Annotated in this window: 15 protein-coding genes; 1 reads left to right on the forward strand and 14 read right to left on the reverse strand. The window is 55.2% G+C overall.

The genetic code is table 11. The features are described from left to right. The first annotated feature begins 50 nt into the window (after window positions 1-50). Window positions 51-965, forward strand: coding sequence for a ribonuclease Z (gene rnz, locus AFK62_RS13350; protein ID WP_007665657.1), 915 nt, complete (start codon window positions 51-53; stop codon window positions 963-965). 54 nt (window positions 966-1,019) lie between these two features. On the opposite strand, the gene nuoN is transcribed toward rnz, so the two are convergent. From nuoN to lrhA, 14 genes are all read right to left on the reverse strand, one after another. Continuing rightward, window positions 1,020-2,477, reverse strand: a complete 1,458-nt coding sequence (gene nuoN, locus AFK62_RS13355) for an NADH-quinone oxidoreductase subunit NuoN (protein ID WP_007665658.1) — start codon at window positions 2,475-2,477, stop codon at window positions 1,020-1,022. A 6-nt stretch (window positions 2,478-2,483) separates the two neighbouring features. After that, window positions 2,484-4,013, reverse strand: a complete 1,530-nt coding sequence (nuoM, locus tag AFK62_RS13360; RefSeq protein ID WP_007665659.1) for an NADH-quinone oxidoreductase subunit M — start codon at window positions 4,011-4,013, stop codon at window positions 2,484-2,486. Between the two features lie 167 nt (window positions 4,014-4,180). Continuing rightward, window positions 4,181-6,019 carry an NADH-quinone oxidoreductase subunit L gene (gene nuoL / locus AFK62_RS13365; protein WP_007665660.1) on the reverse strand — a complete coding sequence of 613 codons (1,839 nt, stop codon included), beginning with the start codon at window positions 6,017-6,019 and terminating at the stop codon, window positions 4,181-4,183. Then, entirely contained in the window at window positions 6,016-6,318 is a 303-nt protein-coding gene (gene nuoK, locus AFK62_RS13370; RefSeq protein WP_004388260.1) for an NADH-quinone oxidoreductase subunit NuoK, read from the reverse strand. The genes nuoL and nuoK overlap by 4 nt, the downstream gene beginning before the upstream one ends. Next, on the reverse strand, window positions 6,315-6,878 hold the full coding sequence (gene nuoJ, locus AFK62_RS13375) for an NADH-quinone oxidoreductase subunit J (protein ID WP_007665667.1): 564 nt from the start codon (window positions 6,876-6,878) through the stop codon (window positions 6,315-6,317). Before nuoJ ends, nuoK begins: the two co-directional genes overlap by 4 nt. Before the next feature lie 10 nt (window positions 6,879-6,888). Further along, window positions 6,889-7,431, reverse strand: a complete 543-nt coding sequence (gene nuoI / locus AFK62_RS13380) for an NADH-quinone oxidoreductase subunit NuoI (RefSeq protein ID WP_007665668.1) — start codon at window positions 7,429-7,431, stop codon at window positions 6,889-6,891. Between the two features lie 14 nt (window positions 7,432-7,445). Beyond that, window positions 7,446-8,423, reverse strand: coding sequence for an NADH-quinone oxidoreductase subunit NuoH (nuoH, locus tag AFK62_RS13385; protein WP_007665669.1), 978 nt, complete (start codon window positions 8,421-8,423; stop codon window positions 7,446-7,448). After that, the gene (gene nuoG, locus AFK62_RS13390; RefSeq protein WP_032984001.1) at window positions 8,420-11,146 is read right to left on the reverse strand and encodes an NADH-quinone oxidoreductase subunit NuoG; all 2,727 of its coding nucleotides are present in this window, start codon (window positions 11,144-11,146) and stop codon (window positions 8,420-8,422) included. Before nuoG ends, nuoH begins: the two co-directional genes overlap by 4 nt. Before the next feature lie 54 nt (window positions 11,147-11,200). Continuing rightward, on the reverse strand, window positions 11,201-12,538 hold the full coding sequence (nuoF, locus tag AFK62_RS13395; protein WP_007665673.1) for an NADH-quinone oxidoreductase subunit NuoF: 1,338 nt from the start codon (window positions 12,536-12,538) through the stop codon (window positions 11,201-11,203). Next, on the reverse strand, window positions 12,535-13,035 hold the full coding sequence (nuoE, locus tag AFK62_RS13400; protein WP_007665675.1) for an NADH-quinone oxidoreductase subunit NuoE: 501 nt from the start codon (window positions 13,033-13,035) through the stop codon (window positions 12,535-12,537). Before nuoE ends, nuoF begins: the two co-directional genes overlap by 4 nt. Before the next feature lie 2 nt (window positions 13,036-13,037). Further along, a complete protein-coding gene (gene nuoC, locus AFK62_RS13405) occupies window positions 13,038-14,849 on the reverse strand; it encodes an NADH-quinone oxidoreductase subunit C/D (RefSeq protein ID WP_085960952.1) in 1,812 nt (603 codons plus the stop codon). Window positions 14,850-14,936: 87 nt separating this feature from the next. Continuing rightward, window positions 14,937-15,611, reverse strand: coding sequence for a NuoB/complex I 20 kDa subunit family protein (locus AFK62_RS13410; protein WP_004388648.1), 675 nt, complete (start codon window positions 15,609-15,611; stop codon window positions 14,937-14,939). Window positions 15,612-15,626: 15 nt separating this feature from the next. Further along, entirely contained in the window at window positions 15,627-16,076 is a 450-nt protein-coding gene (gene nuoA, locus AFK62_RS13415; RefSeq protein ID WP_007665680.1) for an NADH-quinone oxidoreductase subunit NuoA, read from the reverse strand. Window positions 16,077-16,695: 619 nt separating this feature from the next. Further along, window positions 16,696-17,631, reverse strand: coding sequence for a transcriptional regulator LrhA (gene lrhA / locus AFK62_RS13420; protein WP_032983987.1), 936 nt, complete (start codon window positions 17,629-17,631; stop codon window positions 16,696-16,698). Window positions 17,632-18,049: the final 418 nt, after the last annotated feature.

Below are 18,049 nucleotides of genomic sequence, written 5' to 3' on the forward strand. Positions count from 1 at the left end.
TTCCCCGTTATACTAAAAGCTTTCATTGATTCGTGCAGAGTAAATTCCTCATGGAACTGACATTTTTAGGCACCAGCGCCGGGTTGCCCTCGACAACGCGTAATGTAACGGCCATTGTGCTGAACCCGCAAAATAATCAGACGGGACTTTGGCTTTTCGACTGCGGCGAAGCCACGCAGCATCAGATGCTGCGCGCCAGCGCCAATCCTGGCAAGATCGAGAAAATCTTTATCACGCATCTGCATGGCGACCATATTTTTGGGCTGCCGGGCTTGCTGTGCAGCCGTTCGATGGCCGGCTGCGAGACGCCGCTTGAGGTTTACGGTCCGGCGGGCATCGCGGAGTTTATTGAGACCGCGCTGCGTCTGAGCGGATCCTGGACCAGCTACCCGCTCCACATACATGAGATTACCGAAGGACAGGTTATTGACGATGGCGAGCTTATCGTCACCGCATACCCACTCACACATCCTGTCGTGTGTTATGGCTATCGCATTGAAGAGCACGAGAAGCCGGGTACGCTGGACGCGGCAGCACTAAAAGCAGCAGGCGTGACGCCAGGACCGCTGTTTCAGCAACTTAAACGCGGTGAGACCGTAACGCTTGAAGACGGGCGAAAGCTGTGCGGTGCGGATTACCTGAGCGCGCCGCGCCCGGGCAAAAAAGTGGCAATTTTTGGCGACACCGGCCCGACAGCGCAGGCCGAGGCGCTGGCGCGCGATGTGGACCTCATGGTGCATGAAACCACTCTTGAAGCAGCGATGGCAGAAAAAGCCAATAGCCGCGGCCACTCCACAACCCACCAGGCAGCCGCGCTTGCCCGCGATGCGGGCGCGAAACGTCTGGTAATGACGCATTTCAGCTCCCGCTATAGCGCAGCCGATTGCCAGCGGCTGTTGGCAGAGTGTCAGTCTATTTTCCCGGCAAGCGAACTGGCGGAAGATTTCCTGACGCTCACCGTGTAAGGCCCATAAAAAAACCGCCGGTGAAGGCGGTTTTTATTGAAGACCGATTGTCGCTTACATATATGGCGTTGCCAGACGTACCAGACTAATCAGCGGCTGCGGCCATACACCGAGCACCAGCACCAGAAGCGCGGAAATCAGTACCACCACGCCACCTGCGCTGTACGCCCAGTTGGACGGCACATCACGGTTCAGCTGCTGCGGTGCGTTGAGATACAGACTTACCGCCACGCGCAGATAGTAGTAGAGACCAATCGCAGATCCCACGACCACAGCACCCGTCAGCCACCACAGGTTCGACTGAACACCGACGGCCAGCACATAAAATTTACCGATAAAGCCCAGCGTCATCGGGATACCCGCAAGCGACAGCATCATCACCGTCATTACAGCGGACAGGATCGGACGGTGCCAGAACAAGCCGCGGTAGGAGTAGAGCGAATCAGCATCCGGGCCACGGTACGGGCTGGACATCAGGCTCACGACACCGAACGCGCCCAGGCTGCTGAACAAATAGCCTGCCAGGTACACGCCAACGGTTTCCATCGACATGTTGTCGCTTTTCAGGGCAATCAACGCCACCAGCAGATAACCCAGATGCGAGATGGAAGAGTAACCGAGCAGACGTTTGATGTTGGTCTGGGTCAGCGCCATCAGGTTACCGAAGATGATGGAGGCGAACGCCAGTACGCCTAACACTACGCGCACCGCTTCACTTTCACCGATCGGTGCATAGAGGAACAGACGCATCACGACGCCGAAAATAGCGATTTTGCTTGCGGTTGCCAGGAAGGTCGAGACTGGCGCAGGCGCGCCCTGGTAAACGTCCGGCGTCCAGAGATGGAAAGGCACCAGAGAAAGTTTAAAGCCAAGGCCAACAATCATAAGACCCAGACCGGCCAGCAGCAGCGGCTCGTGCAGCATGTTGTCCGCGAGGCTCTTACCGAGCGCCACGAACGACAGGCTGCCAGACTGCGCGTACACCAGCGCCATACCAAACAGCAGGAACGACGAGGCGGCAGCGGACAGAATGGTGTACTTAATGGCGGCTTCCAGCGAGCGCTTTTGACGAAAGGCGTAGCCCACCAGGCCAAACAGCGGCAGCGAGATCAGCTCAATACCCAGGAACAGCGAGGCCAGATGATTGGCGTTCGCAAGAAGAATCCCACCCATGGCGGCAATCAGCACCAGCAGGTAGAACTCTTCTTTGTTATCGTTGTAACCCTGTAACCACGGATAAGCGAAGGTACAGGTTGCGAGGCTCGCCAGCAGCACCAGGCCGGTATACAGCATGGCGTAACCATCCACACGCATCAGCGGCGTGACATCCATTGCTCCCGCCTGGCCCACAAACCACAGCGACAGCAGCGCGGCGTTAAGACCAACGACTGACAGCGTGGCATTCAGGAAGTGGTTACGTCGCCACGCAATGGAGAGCATCACAACTACCACCGTCAATCCGACGATCAGCAGCGGTAGCAGCGCGATCAATTGTTGAGTAGTTATTGTCATGGCGAATTACGGCCTTGTAGTTGAAACAGAATCGGTAAACCACTGCTGAATATTGCTCATCGCCGAATGGGATGTATCCAGAATTGGCTGGGGATAAAAGCCCAGCAGTACCAGAAGCACCACCAGCAGCAGGATCATAAACAGCTCGCGCGGCGACAGACCGCGAATTTCCTGACGCGCCGCTTCGCTCTTCGGCTGACCGAAATAAGCGCGATGCAGCATCGCCAGTGAGTAAACGGAGGCGAATACCAGGCCAAACGTTGAGATAACGGTAATCACCGGCACTACCTGGAAGCTGCCGAACAGGATCATGAATTCGCCAACGAAGTTACCGGTGCCTGGCATGCCAAGCGTCGCCACAGCAAAGAACATCGACAGCGCCGGGAGCCATCTAATTTTGCTCCACAGCCCGCCCATCTGGCGCATATCGCGAGTATGCAGACGCTCATAGAGCTGACCGCACAGAATAAACAGACCTGCCGCGGAAAGACCGTGGGCAATCATCTGAATAACCGCACCCTGATAAGCAAGCTGGCTGCCGGTATAGATGGCAATCAGTACGAAGCCCATGTGGGAAACGGAGGTGTACGCGATAAGACGTTTGATGTCGTACTGCGTAAAGGCCATCCACGCGCCATAGAAAATACCGATAACGCCAAGCCACATGGCAATTGGCGCGAATTCAGCGGAGGCGTTCGGGAACAGCGGCAGCGCGAAGCGCAGCAGACCATAAGCAGCGGTTTTCAGCAGAATACCCGCAAGGTCCACAGAACCCGCCGTCGGAGCCTGTGAGTGCGCATCTGGCAGCCAGCCGTGCAGCGGCACCACTGGCATTTTCACTGCAAATGCAATGAAGAAGCCCAGCATCAGCAGATATTCCACGCCGTGGGACATCGGGGTTTTCAGGAGCTGTTCGTAGTTGAAAGACCACTCGCCGGTCGCATTAAAGTGAACGAACACCAGCGCCAGAATAGCAATCAACATCACCAGACCGCTCGCCTGGGTATAAATGAAAAACTTGGTTGCCGCGGTAATACGTGTTTTACCGTCCGATGCCTTATGGCCCCACAAGGCTATCAGGAAGTACATCGGCACCAGCATCATTTCCCAGAAGAAGAAGAACAGGAACATGTCGATGGCCAGAAACACGCCGATAACGCCGCCCAGGATCCACATCAGGTTGAGATGGAAAAAGCCCTGATATTTTTCGATTTCATTCCAGGAGCAGAGTACCGCCAGCACGCCGAGCAGACCGGTCAGTACCACCATCAGCAGCGACAGACCGTCGATGGCTAAATGGATGGTAATACCGAAACGCGGGATCCAGTCGAGAATGAATTGATCCTGCCACTTCGGAAACTCGCCGGATTGACTCAGAGAGTAGCCGCCCTGCAACCAGAGTTGCAGAGAAAGCGCCAACGTCAGCCCCATCGTAATCAGCGCTATCCAGCGTGGCACCTTGACGCCGAAGCGTTCGGTCTGCCAGCACAGGAAGCCGCCGATAAAGGGAATTAATATTAGCCAGGGTAGTAACATGGCGATCTTTATTCCTTGTTAAAGTCCCGTCGGGACCTGATTTTCAACGAACTTGATTAAAATTCACGTCGGACTGCGGTTTGCGTCAGGCCATACTGATACGGACCCAACTTCGATTTATCAGGCCCGGCGGGTAGCACACCACCGGGCCAAACCGCAGACTCAAATCACCGCAACACCATCAGCAATACCAGCACGACCACAGCGCCAATGCTCATTGAGGCCACATACCAGCGCAGATAGCCGTTCTCGCTCAGCAGCAGACCGCGGCCTGCATAGCGGGAAAGAATAGCCGGAATGTTCATCAGCGCGTTAAGCGGATCGCGTTGCAGCAGCCAGGCGATACCCAGGAAAGGCTTGACGAACACTTTGTCATACAGCCAGTCGAAGCCCCAGGCGTGATACCACCAGGTACCGAAGAAACGGCCCGGTGCGCTTTTGGCGACGGAAGTGACCAGCGTACGCTTGCCGAGCCACAGCCAGGCGGCAATCAGAATGCCGACAATCGCTACCACACCCGAGGTGATTTCCAGTGTCATCTTGCCTTCGTGACCGAAGTTGCTTTCCGGCAAAACGCCTGCCAGCGGCGGGGTAATCAGCGCGCCGACAAAAGTTGAAAGCACCAGCAGAACGATAAGCGGCAGATGGTGGGTGATCCCCTTCCCTGCGTGCGCGTGAATTTTTTCTTCGCCATGAAACACGATGAAAATCATACGGAAGGTATAAATGGACGTCAGGAATGCGCCAACCAGACCCGCCAGCATTAAGTAGTGATGACCGTTTGCAGCCGCGCCCCACAGAATTTCATCTTTACTGTAGAAGCCCGCCGTAACCACCGGCAATGCTGCCAGCGCCGCACCACCCACCAGGAAGCACGCGTAAACCAGAGGAATAGATTTACGCAGGCCGCCCATTTTAAAGATGTTCTGCTCGTGATGGCACGCCAGGATGACGGAACCGGACGAGAGGAACAGCAACGCTTTAAAGAATGCGTGGGTCATGAGGTGGAAAATCGCCGCATCCCATGCCTGAACGCCAAGCGCCAGGAACATATAGCCAATCTGGCTCATGGTGGAGTAAGCGAGTACACGTTTGATGTCGGTCTGTACCAGCGCTGCGAAACCTGCCAGCACCAGCGTAATTGCACCAACGATCCCGACCAGATGCAGCACATCCGGCGTCAACAGGAACAGGCCGTGCGTCCGGGCAATCAGGTAAACGCCCGCAGTTACCATGGTCGCCGCGTGGATAAGCGCGGAAACAGGTGTCGGGCCCGCCATCGCGTCCGCAAGCCAGGTTTGCAGCGGAAGCTGAGCAGACTTACCAACGGCACCGCCGAGCAGCATCAATGTCGCCCAGCGCAGCATCTCATTGCCGTTAGCAAAGTGCTGCGGCGCTAGCTCCACCATTTCGCGGAAGTTCAGCGTGCCAAGCTCGTTGTAGAGAATAAACAACGCAAACGCGAGGAAGACGTCACCGACACGCGTCACGACAAACGCTTTCATCGCGGCCGCGCCATTCTTCGGATCGGTGTAGTAGAAGCCGATCAGCAGATAAGAGCACAGACCTACGCCTTCCCAACCGAGGTACATCAGCAGCAGGTTATCGGAGAGCACCAGCACAACCATGCTCGCGATAAATAAGTTGGTATAAGCGAAAAAGCGGGAATACCCTTCTTCACCGCGCATATACCAGGAGGCGAACATGTGGATTAGGAAGCCAACGCCGGTGACCACAGAAAGCATGGTCAGTGACAGACCATCCAGCACCAGGTTAACCCCGATGTTGAAATCACCCACTGACATCCAGGTCCACAGCGGCAGCGAAAAGGCCTGCTTGCCGTTATTAAGGAAATCAATACCTGCGTAGGCGGTCACCAGCGCAGCCAGCCCCACCGAGCCCACGCCTACTGTCGCAGAGAGGTTTTCCGACCAGCGACCACGGGAGAAGGCGAGCAGTACATAGCCAATCAATGGCAAAATAATGGTTAATGCGAGCAGGTTCATCCACGCATCTCACTTACTGAATCGATATTCAGGTTCTGGCGACGACGATGGAGTTGCAGCAGAAGTGCGAGGCCAATACTCGCTTCCGCCGCGGCTAAGCTAATCGCCAGGATATACATTATCTGGCCATCAGTCTGGCCCCAATAGCTACCCGCAACCACGAAGGCAAGCGCGGCGGCGTTAATCATGATTTCAAGCCCAATCAGCATAAACAGCAGATTACGACGGATAACCAGACCCGTCAGACCCAGGACGAACAGGATAGCCGCCAGGATCAGCCCATGTTGTAACGGGATCATGCGCGCTCCTCCGATTTTCTTTTCGACGCGTCCGACGGAGCACCGCCGCGCACGCTTACCACATCGCCCGCTTTCTCTTCACGGCCAAGATGGAACGCTACCACCAGGCCCGCCAGCAGCAGCATAGAAGCAAGCTCGACCGCCAGAACGTAGGACTTGAACAGGTCGGTACCAATTGCTTTCGCGCTAATCGGGTTGCCTTCAATGCCCTGATCGTTAACGCCCAGAATGCCGTAAACAATTACCACCAACAGGACTGCCGAGAGAATACCCGGGCCAATCCAAATCTGGGGTTTGAGCCATTCACGCTCCTGACGCACCACGGAATCTCCGAGGTTAAGCATCATGACCACGAATACGAAGAGCACCATAATCGCGCCGGCGTAAACGATGATTTCCAGCGCACCGGCGAAGTACGCGCCGAGGGAGAAAAAGACCCCGGCGATCGCCAGCAGCGAAATAATCAGGTACAGCAACGCATGTACCGGGTTGCTGTGAGTGATCACCCGGGCGGTGGTCAGGACCGCCACGAGGGCGCAGATATAAAAAGCGAATTCCATTCCTGACTCCTTAAGGTAACAGGCCTTTGACGTCGATAGGTTTGGCTTCGTTTTCCGCCTCACCCTTATCTTTGCCGTCGATTGCCATACCTGCCATCCGGTAGAAGTTATATTCCGGGTATTTGCCCGGACCGGAAATCAGCAGGTCCTCTTTTTCATACACCAGATCCTGGCGCTTGAACTCGCCCAGTTCGAAATCCGGCGTCAGCTGGATAGCCGTGGTCGGACAGGCCTCTTCGCACATGCCGCAGAAAATGCAGCGTGAGAAGTTGATGCGGAAAAATTCCGGATACCAGCGGCCATCTTTCGTCTCGGCTTTTTGCAAAGAGATACAGCCGACCGGGCACGCAACCGCACACAGGTTACAGGCCACGCAGCGTTCCTGGCCGTCCGGATCGCGCGTCAGCACGATACGTCCACGGTAGCGCGGCGGCAGATAAACCGGCTCTTCTGGATACATGCGCGTTTCGCGTTTGGAAAACGCGTGCAGGCCAATCATCCAGATACTGCGTAGTTGGGTGCCGAAACCAACCACTAATTCTTTCAATGTCATGGTTTTACCACCCCTTATGGCGTCTGAATAAGAATGACAGCCGCCGTTACCAGCAAGTTGATAAGCGTCAGCGGCAGGCAAACTTTCCAGCCGAAGGACATTACCTGGTCATAGCGAGGACGCGGTAATGCGGCGCGAATCAAAATAAACATCATCATGAAGAACGCTGTTTTCAGCGCAAACCAGATGAAAGGCGGTAACCAGGGGCCTTGCCAGCCACCAAAGAACAGCGTCACGATCAGAGCGGAAACCGTCACAATCCCGATATATTCGCCCACAAAGAACAGACCGAACTTCATACCGGAGTATTCGATGTGATAACCATCAGCAAGTTCCTGCTCGGCTTCCGGCTGGTCAAACGGGTGACGGTGACACACCGCAACGCCGGCGATAGCGAAAGTAATAAAGCCGAAGAACTGCGGGATAACGTTCCAGATATCCGCCTGATTGTTCACGATATCGGTCATGTTGAATGACCCGGCCTGAGCAACAACCCCCATCAGGGAGAGGCCAAGAAACACTTCATAGCTCAGTGTCTGCGCAGAGGCGCGCATAGCACCCAGCAGTGAGTATTTGTTGTTGCTCGACCAGCCCGCAAACAGCACCGCGTAGACACCAAGACCGGCCATCATGAGGAAGAAAAGGATCCCGATGTTGAGATCCGCAACCACCCAGGTCGGGCTGACCGGTACAATCGCGAACGCCAGCAGCAGCGAGGTAAACGCGATCATCGGTGCCAGGGTAAAAATAACGCGGTCAGAGAAGCGCGGGATCCAGTCTTCTTTGAAGAACATCTTGATCATGTCCGCCACCAGCTGGAGCGAACCGCCCCAACCTACGCGGTTTGGCCCGTAACGGTTCTGGAAGAGGCCAAGCAAACGGCGCTCCCCAAAACTCATGAACGCGCCGCAGCTCACGACCACCAGCAGAATGACAACCGCTTTCAGGATGCTGAGCAGGATCTCGATAACATCCGGTGTCAACCAACTCATTGCGCAGCCTCCTGCAGATTTTCAAGACGAGCGCCAGCCATGACAGGCGCGATGCCCGGCATCCCCATCGGCAGACCAACCTGCCCTTCCGTCAGGCCTTCCGACAGTTCCAGCGGCAGCGTGATGGTCTGGCCTTCATAATTAAAGGAGACCTTCGCGCCCGCATTCACGCCAAGCTTCGCGGCGTCGGCCGGATTCAGGCGAATATACGGTTGCGGCATGCGGCTCTGGAAAACCGGAGAACGCTGCGACAGCTCGTCGCTGCCGAACAGGTGATAGTAAGGCGCGATACGCCACTGACCATCCTGCGGCGCGAAACGCTGCGGCACGGTAGTGAAGTAATCGATAGCGCCCTCACCGGCTTCGATAAGGCGTACGCCCGGATCGCCATGACGCAGGTGGCCGCCCACTTCGTCCTGGAATTTGTTCCAGGCCTGCGGGGAGTTCCAGCCCGGTGCCCAGGCGAACGGCACCTGAGAACGCGGCGCGTCCGGATGGTTGTTCCCTTCCATAGAGAAGGAGAACATGGTGTCTTTATCTTGCGGCTGACGCGGCTCATGGACGCTGATGTTCGCGCGCATCGCGGTGCGACCACTATAGCGATGCGGTTCACGCGCCAGTTTCTGACCACGAATACGGAATGTCGCGTCCGGCGCGGCGTTTTTAATGCCTGCCAGGTGCGGCAGTTTCTCGATACAGGCGTCAATCACATGATCGAGCTGCGTCCAGTCCGGGTGGCGGTTTTGCAGGGTGCTGTGCAGTGAATGCAGCCAGCGCCAGCTTTCCAGCATCGTCACCGTATTGTCGTAGTAAGACGGGTCATAAACCTGGAAGAAGCGCTGCGCGCGGCCTTCGTTGTTGATAACCGTACCGTCGCTTTCGGCGAAGCTCGCGGTAGAAAGCACCAGATGCGCGTGGTCCATGATCGCGGTGCGCTGATGGTCGATAACCAGCACCAGCGGTGCTTTGGCAAGCGCGGCGTCAACACGAGCTGCGGAGGCGTGACGATGCAGATCGTTTTCCAGCACAATCACCGCATCAGCGCTCCCGGTTTCGAGCTCATTCAGCGCGTCATCAAGCGAACCGCCGCCAATCATGCCGAGACCTACGCTGTTTACTGCACGCGCAATCATCGTGATGCCGACATCGGCTCCTCGGCCTTTCAGCGCTTTCGCGACGTTTGCCGCCGCCTGAATCATCTCCACGCTACCGGCGTTCGTGCCGGAAATAATCAGCGGCTTTTTCGCCCCTGCCAGCGCCTGAACAATCACGTCGACTTTGTTTTGCAGGTCGCGATCCAGCCCTTCAACCGCAGGAGACGAGGCATCCAGCGCGTTGGCGATGGCAAAGCCCAGACGCGCCTGATCTTCGACCGGTGCGCGATACGTCCACGCGGCGATATCATCCAGTCGCGTGCTGTCGACATTGGTGACAAACAGCGGATGTTTGGCGCGCTGGCCGATGTTCAGGATTGCCGCAATCTGCCAGTCGGCTACTTTCTGTGCCGCCGCCATTTCACGCGCTTTGCCTTTCACCGCCTGGCGAACCGCCAGTGCCGCACGAGCGCCGGTCTGCGTAATGTCTTCACCCAGCACCAGCACAGCATCGTAAGATTCAATCTCACGCAGCGCCGGAGTATGGATGCCGCTGTCACGCAGCACTTTCAACATTAATTGCAGACGTTCCTGCTCGCCCGATGCGATACCGGTATAGAAGTTTTCAGCCCCGACGAGTTCACGCAGCGCGAAGTTGCTCTCGACGCTCGCGCGCGGGGAACCGATACCGATGACTTTTTTCGACTGGCGCAGAATATCTGCCGCGCCCTGCATTGCCTGATCGGCATTCAGGGTGATGAGATCATCACCGCGACGCTGTACCGGATGCCGTGGACGATCTTTCAGGTTGACGTAGCCATAACCGAAACGACCGCGATCGCACAGGAAATAGTGGTTAACGGTACCGTTATAACGGTTCTCGATACGACGCAGTTCACCGTAACGCTCGCCCGGGCTTGTGTTACAACCCAGTGAACACTGCTGGCAAATGCTCGGCGCGAACTGCATATCCCATTTACGGTTGTAGCGCTCGGAGTGCGTTTTATCGGTGAAGACGCCGGTCGGGCAGATCTCTACCAGGTTCCCGGAGAATTCGCTCTCCAGCACGCCATCTTCCGGACGTCCGAAATAGACGTTGTCATGCGCGCCGTAAACGCCAAGATCGGTGCCGTCAGCATAGTCTTTGTAGTAACGCACGCAGCGGTAGCAGGCGATGCAGCGGTTCATTTCATGATTGATGAACGGCCCCAGATCCTGGTTGCGGTGAGTACGTTTGGTAAAGCGGTAGCGACGGAAGCTATGACCGGTCATCACGGTCATATCCTGCAGGTGGCAGTTGCCGCCCTCTTCACAGACCGGGCAGTCGTGCGGGTGGTTGGTCATCAGCCACTCCACTACGCTTTCGCGGAACTGTTTCGCTTCTTCATCGTCAATGGAGATAAAGGTGCCATCGGATGCCGGCGTCATACAGGACATCACCAGGCGACCACGGGTATCTTCCGCGTTCTGATATTGCTTTACCGCGCACTGGCGGCAGGCTCCCACGCTTCCCAGCGCCGGATGCCAGCAAAAATAAGGAATATCAAGGCCGAGCGACAGACATGCCTGCAGCAGGTTGTCCGCACCGTCTACCTCGTATTCTTTGCCGTCTACATGAATCGTAGCCATAGTCAGCATGCTTCCAGTTGGCCTGGCGCGAGCCAGGCGTTAATCAAAATGCTTTTACCAGCGCGTCTTGAGCAGGTTCGGCTGAATACCATTAATGGCACGGGTGTTGCCTGGGCTCTGCTTAATGCCCGCTTCGAATTCGTCACGGAAATATTTTATGGCGCTCTGAAGTGGCTCTACGGCACCTGGCGCATGGGCGCAGAACGTTTTACCTGGCCCCAGGAAGCGGCAGAGCTGCTCCAGGGTTTCGATATCCCCCGGCTGCCCTTCGCCACGCTCCAGCGCACGCAGGATTTTAACGCTCCACGGCAGGCCGTCACGGCACGGCGTACACCAACCGCAAGACTCGCGCGCGAAGAACTCTTCGAGGTTACGCACCAGTGAAACCATATTAATTTCGTGGTCGACGGCCATTGCAAGCGCGGTACCAAGACGACTGCCCGCTTTACCGATGCTCGCGAATTCCATCGGCAGATCGAGATGCGCGTCGGTCAGGAAGTCTGTGCCTGCGCCGCCTGGCTGCCAGGCTTTAAATTTCAGGCCATCTCGCATGCCGCCCGCGTATTCTTCGAGAATTTCACGCGCGGTGGTGCCAAACGGCAGCTCCCAGACGCCAGGGTTTTTCACGCGACCGGAGAAGCCCATTAACTTGGTGCCTTTGTCTTCGCTGGTCGACAGGCCCTGATACCACTCCACGCCATTCGCAAGAATAGCCGGTACGTTACACAGGGTTTCGACGTTGTTAACGCAGGTCGGTTTGCCCCATACACCGCTGGATGCAGGGAATGGCGGTTTAGAACGCGGGTTAGCGCGACGGCCTTCCAGCGAGTTAATCAGTGCCGTTTCTTCGCCACAGATGTAACGGCCTGCGCCGGTGTGTACGAAAAGCTCGAAATCAAACCCCGAACCGAGAATGTTTTTGCCCAGCAATCCCGCTTCTGTTGCTTCGGCGATAGCACGACGCAGACGATCGGCAGCCTCGATGTATTCGCCGCGCAGGAAGATGTAGCCGCGATAGGCTTTCAGCGCGAACGCGGAGATTAGCATGCCTTCCACCAACAGGTGCGGCAGCTGCTCCATCAACAAGCGGTCTTTATATGTGCCTGGTTCCATCTCATCGGCGTTACATAGCAGGTAACGGATGTTCATGGATTCGTCTTTCGGCATCAGGCTCCACTTCAGACCCGTGGAAAAGCCTGCGCCGCCGCGCCCTTTCAGGCCTGCATCTTTTACCGCGTTGACGATTTCATCCGGCGCCATGCCGGTAATCGCTTTGCGCGCGCCTTCATAGCCGTTTTTGCTGCGATATTCTTCGAGCCATACTGGCTGTTTGTCATCGCGCATGCGCCATGTCAGCGGATGCGTTTCGGCAGTACGAATAATCTGTTTCATTTGTACTGCTCCAGAAGCTCAGGGATCCCTTCCGGCGTAAGATAACTGTGAGTGTCCTCATCAATCATCATAGTCGGCCCTTTATCGCAGTTGCCAAGGCAGCAGGTCGGCAGCAGGGTAAAACGTCCGTCAAACGTGGTCTGGCCCGGTTTGATGCTCAGATGTTTTTCAATCGCGGACTGAATCCCCTGATAGCCCGTAATGTGGCACACCACGCTGTCGCAATAGCGGATCACGTGACGGCCTACCGGCTGGCGGAAGATTTGGCTGTAGAAGGTTGCGACCCCTTCAACGTCGCTCGCCGGAATGTCGAGCACGTCAGCTATCGCATAGATAGCGCCGTCCGGCACCCAGCCACGCTGTTTCTGAACGATTTTCAGCGCTTCAATGGACGCCGCACGCGGGTCTTCGTAGTGGTGCTTCTCGTGCTCAATCGCCTCACGCTCTGCCGCACTCAGCTCAAAAGCCTCGTTCTGTGGTTGTTGATTCTCGTGCATAGTTAGCGATCCACATCAGACATTACAAAATCGATACTACCCAGATAAACGATCAGGTCGGAAACCAGGCTGCCGCGAATCACCGAAGGGATTTGCTGGAGATGCGGGAAGCTCGGCGTACGCACACGGGTGCGGTAGCTCATCGTGCTGCCGTCGCTGGTCAGGTAGTAACTGTTAATCCCCTTGGTTGCCTCAATCATCTGGAAGGATTCGTTGGCCGGCATAACCGGGCCCCAGGAAACCTGCAAGAAGTGAGTAATCAGGGTTTCGATATGTTGCAGCGTGCGCTCTTTCGGCGGCGGCGTGGTCAGCGGATGATCCGCTTTGAACGGGCCTTCCGGCATGTTTTTCAGGCACTGCTCAAGAATACGCAGCGACTGGCGCACTTCTTCGACTTTCAACATCACGCGCGTATAGCAGTCGCTGATGCCGCCGCCGACCGGCACTTCGAACTCGAAGTTCTGGTAGCCGGAGTACGGACGCGCTTTTCGCAAGTCGAAATCAATACCGGTGGCGCGCAGGCCCGCACCGGTGGTGCCCCATGCCAGCGCTTCTTTGGCGTCATACGCAGCAACGCCCTGAGAACGACCTTTAAGGATGGTGTTCTTCAGTGCGGCTTTTACGTAAGAGTCGAGACGCTTTGGCATCCACTCGAGGAACTCCTTCAACAGACGATCCCAGCCGCGCGGCAGGTCGTGCGCGACGCCGCCAATACGGAACCAGGCTGGGTGCATACGGAAACCAGTAATCGCTTCCACCAGATCGTAGATTTTCTGACGGTCGGTAAATGCGAAGAAGACCGGCGTCATTGCACCGACGTCCTGAATAAACGTAGAGATATAGAGCAGATGGCTATTGATACGGAACAGCTCAGAGAGCATGACGCGAATAACGTCGACGCGTTCCGGCACCTTAATGCCTGCCAGTTTTTCTACGGCCAGCACATACGGCATTTCATTCACGCAACCGCCGAGATACTCAATACGGTCCGTGTAAGGAATGTAGCTGTGCCAGGACTGACGCTCACCCATTTTCTCCGCGCCACGATGGTGGTAACCGATATCCGGCACGCAGTCGACAATCTCTTCGCCGTCCAGCTGCAGGATAATACGGAACGCACCATGCGCCGACGGGTGGTTCGGGCCGAGGTTCAGGAACATGAAATCTTCAGTGTCGTTGCCGCGCTTCATGCCCCACTCTTCGGGCTTGAAGGTCAGCGCTTCCATTTCCAGCTCTTCTTTTTGCTTCGTGAGCGTAAACGGATCGAATTCAGTTGCGCGCGCCGGGTAATCTTTACGCAGCGGATGCCCTTCCCAGGTCGGCGGCATCATGATGCGGCGCAGGTTCGGGTGACCGGTAAAGGTAATGCCAAACATCTCCCAGGTTTCACGCTCATACCAGTTGGCGTTCGGGAAGAGTTTGGTAAAGGTCGGCACGTTCAGATCGTTTTCGCTTAACGCCACTTTCAGCATGATATCGCGGTTGCGATCGATAGAAAGCAGGTGGTAGAAAACGGAAAAATCCGCAGCCGGTAAACCGTTGCGGTGGGTGCGAAGGCGCTCGTCCATGCCATGCAGGTCAAACAGCATGACGTAGGGTTTAGGCAGCTTTCGTAAAAAATCGCCAACTTCCAGTAATTGCTCACGCTTAACCCAGACTACCGGCATGCCGGTACGGGTGGCCTGAACAGTAAAGGCATCCGGCCCAAAACGGTCACGCAATTCGCCAATAACCGGGTCGTCGAGGTGCTCCCTGGTTTGCCACTCAGGCAAAACGGCTTCTTGCGCAGTTAAATCGGTCATATTGTTCACCATTGCCAATGGTCTGTGATGACTGTCGGGCGGCGGCTTCTCGCTGTCGTTTATTGGTATACGTGAGAAGCGACCTCCCGCAGGCGCAAATTAAATTTCGTCCGGTGTACGCAGGTTAGTGACTGCGATACGTTCGCCGCGTTTACGCTCACGCTCTGATTGCATGTTGGCGCGATAAACGCCCTGATCGCCAACCACCCACGAGAGTGGACGACGCTCTTTGCCAATCGACTCTTGCAACAGCATCAGCGCCTGCATGTACGCTTCCGGGCGCGGCGGGCAGCCTGGGATGTAAACATCCACGGGCAAGAACTTATCCACGCCCTGCACAACGGAATAAATATCGTACATACCGCCAGAGTTCGCACAGGCGCCCATAGAAATGACCCATTTCGGCTCCAGCATCTGGTCATACAAACGCTGAATGACCGGGGCCATTTTGGTAAAAGGCGTACCGGCGACCACCATGAAATCCGCCTGACGCGGAGAGGCACGCAGAACTTCCGCACCAAAACGTGCGACGTCATGGACCGCGGTGAACGAGGTCACCATCTCCACGTAGCAGCAGGAAAGGCCAAAGTTGTAAGGCCAGAGGGAGTTTTTACGCCCCCAGTTCACCATGTCATGCAGGGCATGCTCAAGCTTGCCCATGTAGACGCTGCGGTGTACATGCTGTTCCAGAGGATCAGTCACAATCTCCTGTTTTTGCAGGGGGTAACGGTCATTCTCACCGTCGGGATCTATGCGGGTGAGCGTATAGTCCATCTTATTGCCTCGCTGTTACTGCGTATGACGATTAGTGAGACTGCCAGCTTCTTCGGTATTCAAACGCTCGCGACGAGAACGCGACGGCGTCCACTCCAGCGCGCCGATGCGCACCAGATAAACCAGACCAGCCAGTAGCACTAAAATGAAAATTGTGGCCTCGATAAAGCCGAGCCAGCCGACTTCACGGATTGACGTTGACCAGGCGAAGAGATAGAGGGCTTCCACGTCGAAGATGACGAAAAACATCGCTACCAGATAAAACTTCGCGGAAAGTCGTAAGCGGGCGGTGCCAACCGAGTCGATCCCCGATTCAAACGGGGTGTTTTTGTATCTGGCGCGGGCGCGACCGCCGAGGAACCAGGCGCCAGCCAGCATCAGACAACACAGGCCAATGGCAACAATAAGAAAGATACCGAACGCCCAGTGATGAGCGATAACTTCAGTGGATGTTGACATACTCATTGCTTACTCATCAAAAGTGGCGCTAAAGCCTCTGCTCTTGCTGGCAGATGAACGCCACATCGATTCAAGGGGAGGAACAATCAACCGTACAATAACTGCCGGTATTATTACTTAGGCAGCAAATTGATGGGGTTTTTTACTCCTTTCTATAACCTTTTGTCAACTTTAACAAAAGAAACCTAACATTAGTTTACATCCCCCCAACCCCATTAACATTTGATGCTTTTAGCGTCCTGTGAGCCACGTATGAGACTACGGCGCCCGGCGGGTGAATCGTGTCCGTTAAAAGTGGGGAGACATAAACACCCCTTATTTTGGCAGGAAATCTCAACTATTCCTCCCCCTCGTCGGGAGTATTTTCTTGATCTGAGACACGCTTTTGTTAATTCACCCCAAAAAACAGCAACAAAACTGCTCACTTTTTAACATCAAAAGTGAAATTTTCTGCTGCGATATGAGAGCCGAGCGGGGAGCTACAGGTAAGAAATGATTATGAAATGCAGTTTTGATTTTGGTTAATTACAGAGACTTATGCAGGAAAAATGTATAAAAAAAGCCTCTGGGGAAGGAAAAAACCACAGAGGCTTTATTAACACTATTGAAACATTAACGGCAATGTTTACTCAAGGTCGCCTTGCACCAGCATAGTATCGTCACCCCCTTCCACGGCGGCGGTATAACGCCATGGTTGATAGTGGCTTTCCATGGCCTGGAAAATGATTTCCGCCATTTCATTTTTACTGCTGGCGTTGCGGCACAGCATATATTGCGTTTCCGGCAGCGCAGGTAAGCCGTCAGAGCTACCCAGTACACGCAGTTCCGGACTCATCATTTCAACCGGGCGCGCGGTTACCCCAAGCCCCGCTTTAACAGCTGCACGCACTGCTGGCAAGGTAGACGCGACGTAAGAAACACGCCACGGCACATTCGCCGCGTTGAGCTGTTCGATAACCACATCGCGATGCGGGCTTGGTTCATCCAGCATTACCAGCGGTACAGCTTCATTTTTCTGAAGCGTGTAATCCGCGGCGCAATACCACAGCGTGGGCGAGGTACGCAGAACCAGTGAATCCAGATTCTCTGGCTGACGCGTCGTAACGACCAGGTCTATCTCCTGCTGATTGAGCATTTCAATAATGTATGGATTACGTTTTACTCGCACATCAATAGCCAGTTTTGGATAAACCGAGCTAATACGATTGAGGAGATACGGCAGGATAGTATCTGCCGATTCGTCAGAAGCGCCAATGGTCAGGACGCCCTGTAGATTGCTATACATTAGCGAAGTGCATGCTTCATCATTGAAGCGCAAAATTTTTCGTGCGTAACCCAGCAACTGGATGCCGTGTTCGGTTAAAAGCTTATTACGCCCATGACGAGCGAACAGCTCTTTACCGACCAGCTGCTCCAGGCGCTGCATCTGCTGGCTGACGGCCGACTGTGTACGGCATACCGCTGCTGCCGCGGCGGCAAACGTATTGAGATCGGCGACTGCGACAAACGTTCTCAGCAGATCGAGGTCGAGGTTTAAGATCGGACGATTTGCGTTAATCATATTGTTATCACTTTCAGGTAACCGCACGGAGCGGACACCGTCTGTTGCTATGTGTAAAGGAAAGAAAGCAATTCCTTTTGAAGCATGCTTCCGGGCTAACACAACCCGCGTCGGAAGACCGCCATGCGCTTTTCTAATTCAAACCCCTGGTTATTAAAACAGTAAAAGGGCTCTTTTTTCTGCTACCGTTGTGCCTTAACTTCAAATATTTTGCACATCGAACCCGTGATTTGAATTAAAAATCTGGCTAGGTTGGCTAAGGCGAAAAGCAACGACTCTGCGACCTTAACATACTCTGACAAAAGAAAAAGAAGAGTATATAACTATGCCTGACTTATGTCCTGAATGACTCTAGAAACAACCAGTTGCCGGGAAAGTGCCTCCAGGCATGGCTTTGCTGGCGAAACGTCTCGCGCCA

The sequence above is a fragment of the Cronobacter condimenti 1330 genome, assembly GCF_001277255.1.
Lineage (GTDB): Bacteria > Pseudomonadota > Gammaproteobacteria > Enterobacterales > Enterobacteriaceae > Cronobacter > Cronobacter condimenti.

Coding starts and splice junctions, on each gene's coding strand:
- lrhA (WP_032983987.1), bottom strand. CDS start 17,631: ATGATTAACGCAAATCGTCCGATCTTAAACCTCGACCTCGATCTGCTG.
- rnz (WP_007665657.1), top strand. CDS start 51: ATGGAACTGACATTTTTAGGCACCAGCGCCGGGTTGCCCTCGACAACG.
- nuoN (WP_007665658.1), bottom strand. CDS start 2,477: ATGACAATAACTACTCAACAATTGATCGCGCTGCTACCGCTGCTGATC.
- nuoA (WP_007665680.1), bottom strand. CDS start 16,076: ATGAGTATGTCAACATCCACTGAAGTTATCGCTCATCACTGGGCGTTC.
- nuoC (WP_085960952.1), bottom strand. CDS start 14,849: ATGGTGAACAATATGACCGATTTAACTGCGCAAGAAGCCGTTTTGCCT.
- nuoE (WP_007665675.1), bottom strand. CDS start 13,035: ATGCACGAGAATCAACAACCACAGAACGAGGCTTTTGAGCTGAGTGCG.
- AFK62_RS13410 (WP_004388648.1), bottom strand. CDS start 15,611: ATGGACTATACGCTCACCCGCATAGATCCCGACGGTGAGAATGACCGT.
- nuoF (WP_007665673.1), bottom strand. CDS start 12,538: ATGAAACAGATTATTCGTACTGCCGAAACGCATCCGCTGACATGGCGC.
- nuoL (WP_007665660.1), bottom strand. CDS start 6,019: ATGAACCTGCTCGCATTAACCATTATTTTGCCATTGATTGGCTATGTA.
- nuoI (WP_007665668.1), bottom strand. CDS start 7,431: ATGACATTGAAAGAATTAGTGGTTGGTTTCGGCACCCAACTACGCAGT.
- nuoJ (WP_007665667.1), bottom strand. CDS start 6,878: ATGGAATTCGCTTTTTATATCTGCGCCCTCGTGGCGGTCCTGACCACC.
- nuoH (WP_007665669.1), bottom strand. CDS start 8,423: ATGAGTTGGTTGACACCGGATGTTATCGAGATCCTGCTCAGCATCCTG.
- nuoM (WP_007665659.1), bottom strand. CDS start 4,013: ATGTTACTACCCTGGCTAATATTAATTCCCTTTATCGGCGGCTTCCTG.
- nuoG (WP_032984001.1), bottom strand. CDS start 11,146: ATGGCTACGATTCATGTAGACGGCAAAGAATACGAGGTAGACGGTGCG.
- nuoK (WP_004388260.1), bottom strand. CDS start 6,318: ATGATCCCGTTACAACATGGGCTGATCCTGGCGGCTATCCTGTTCGTC.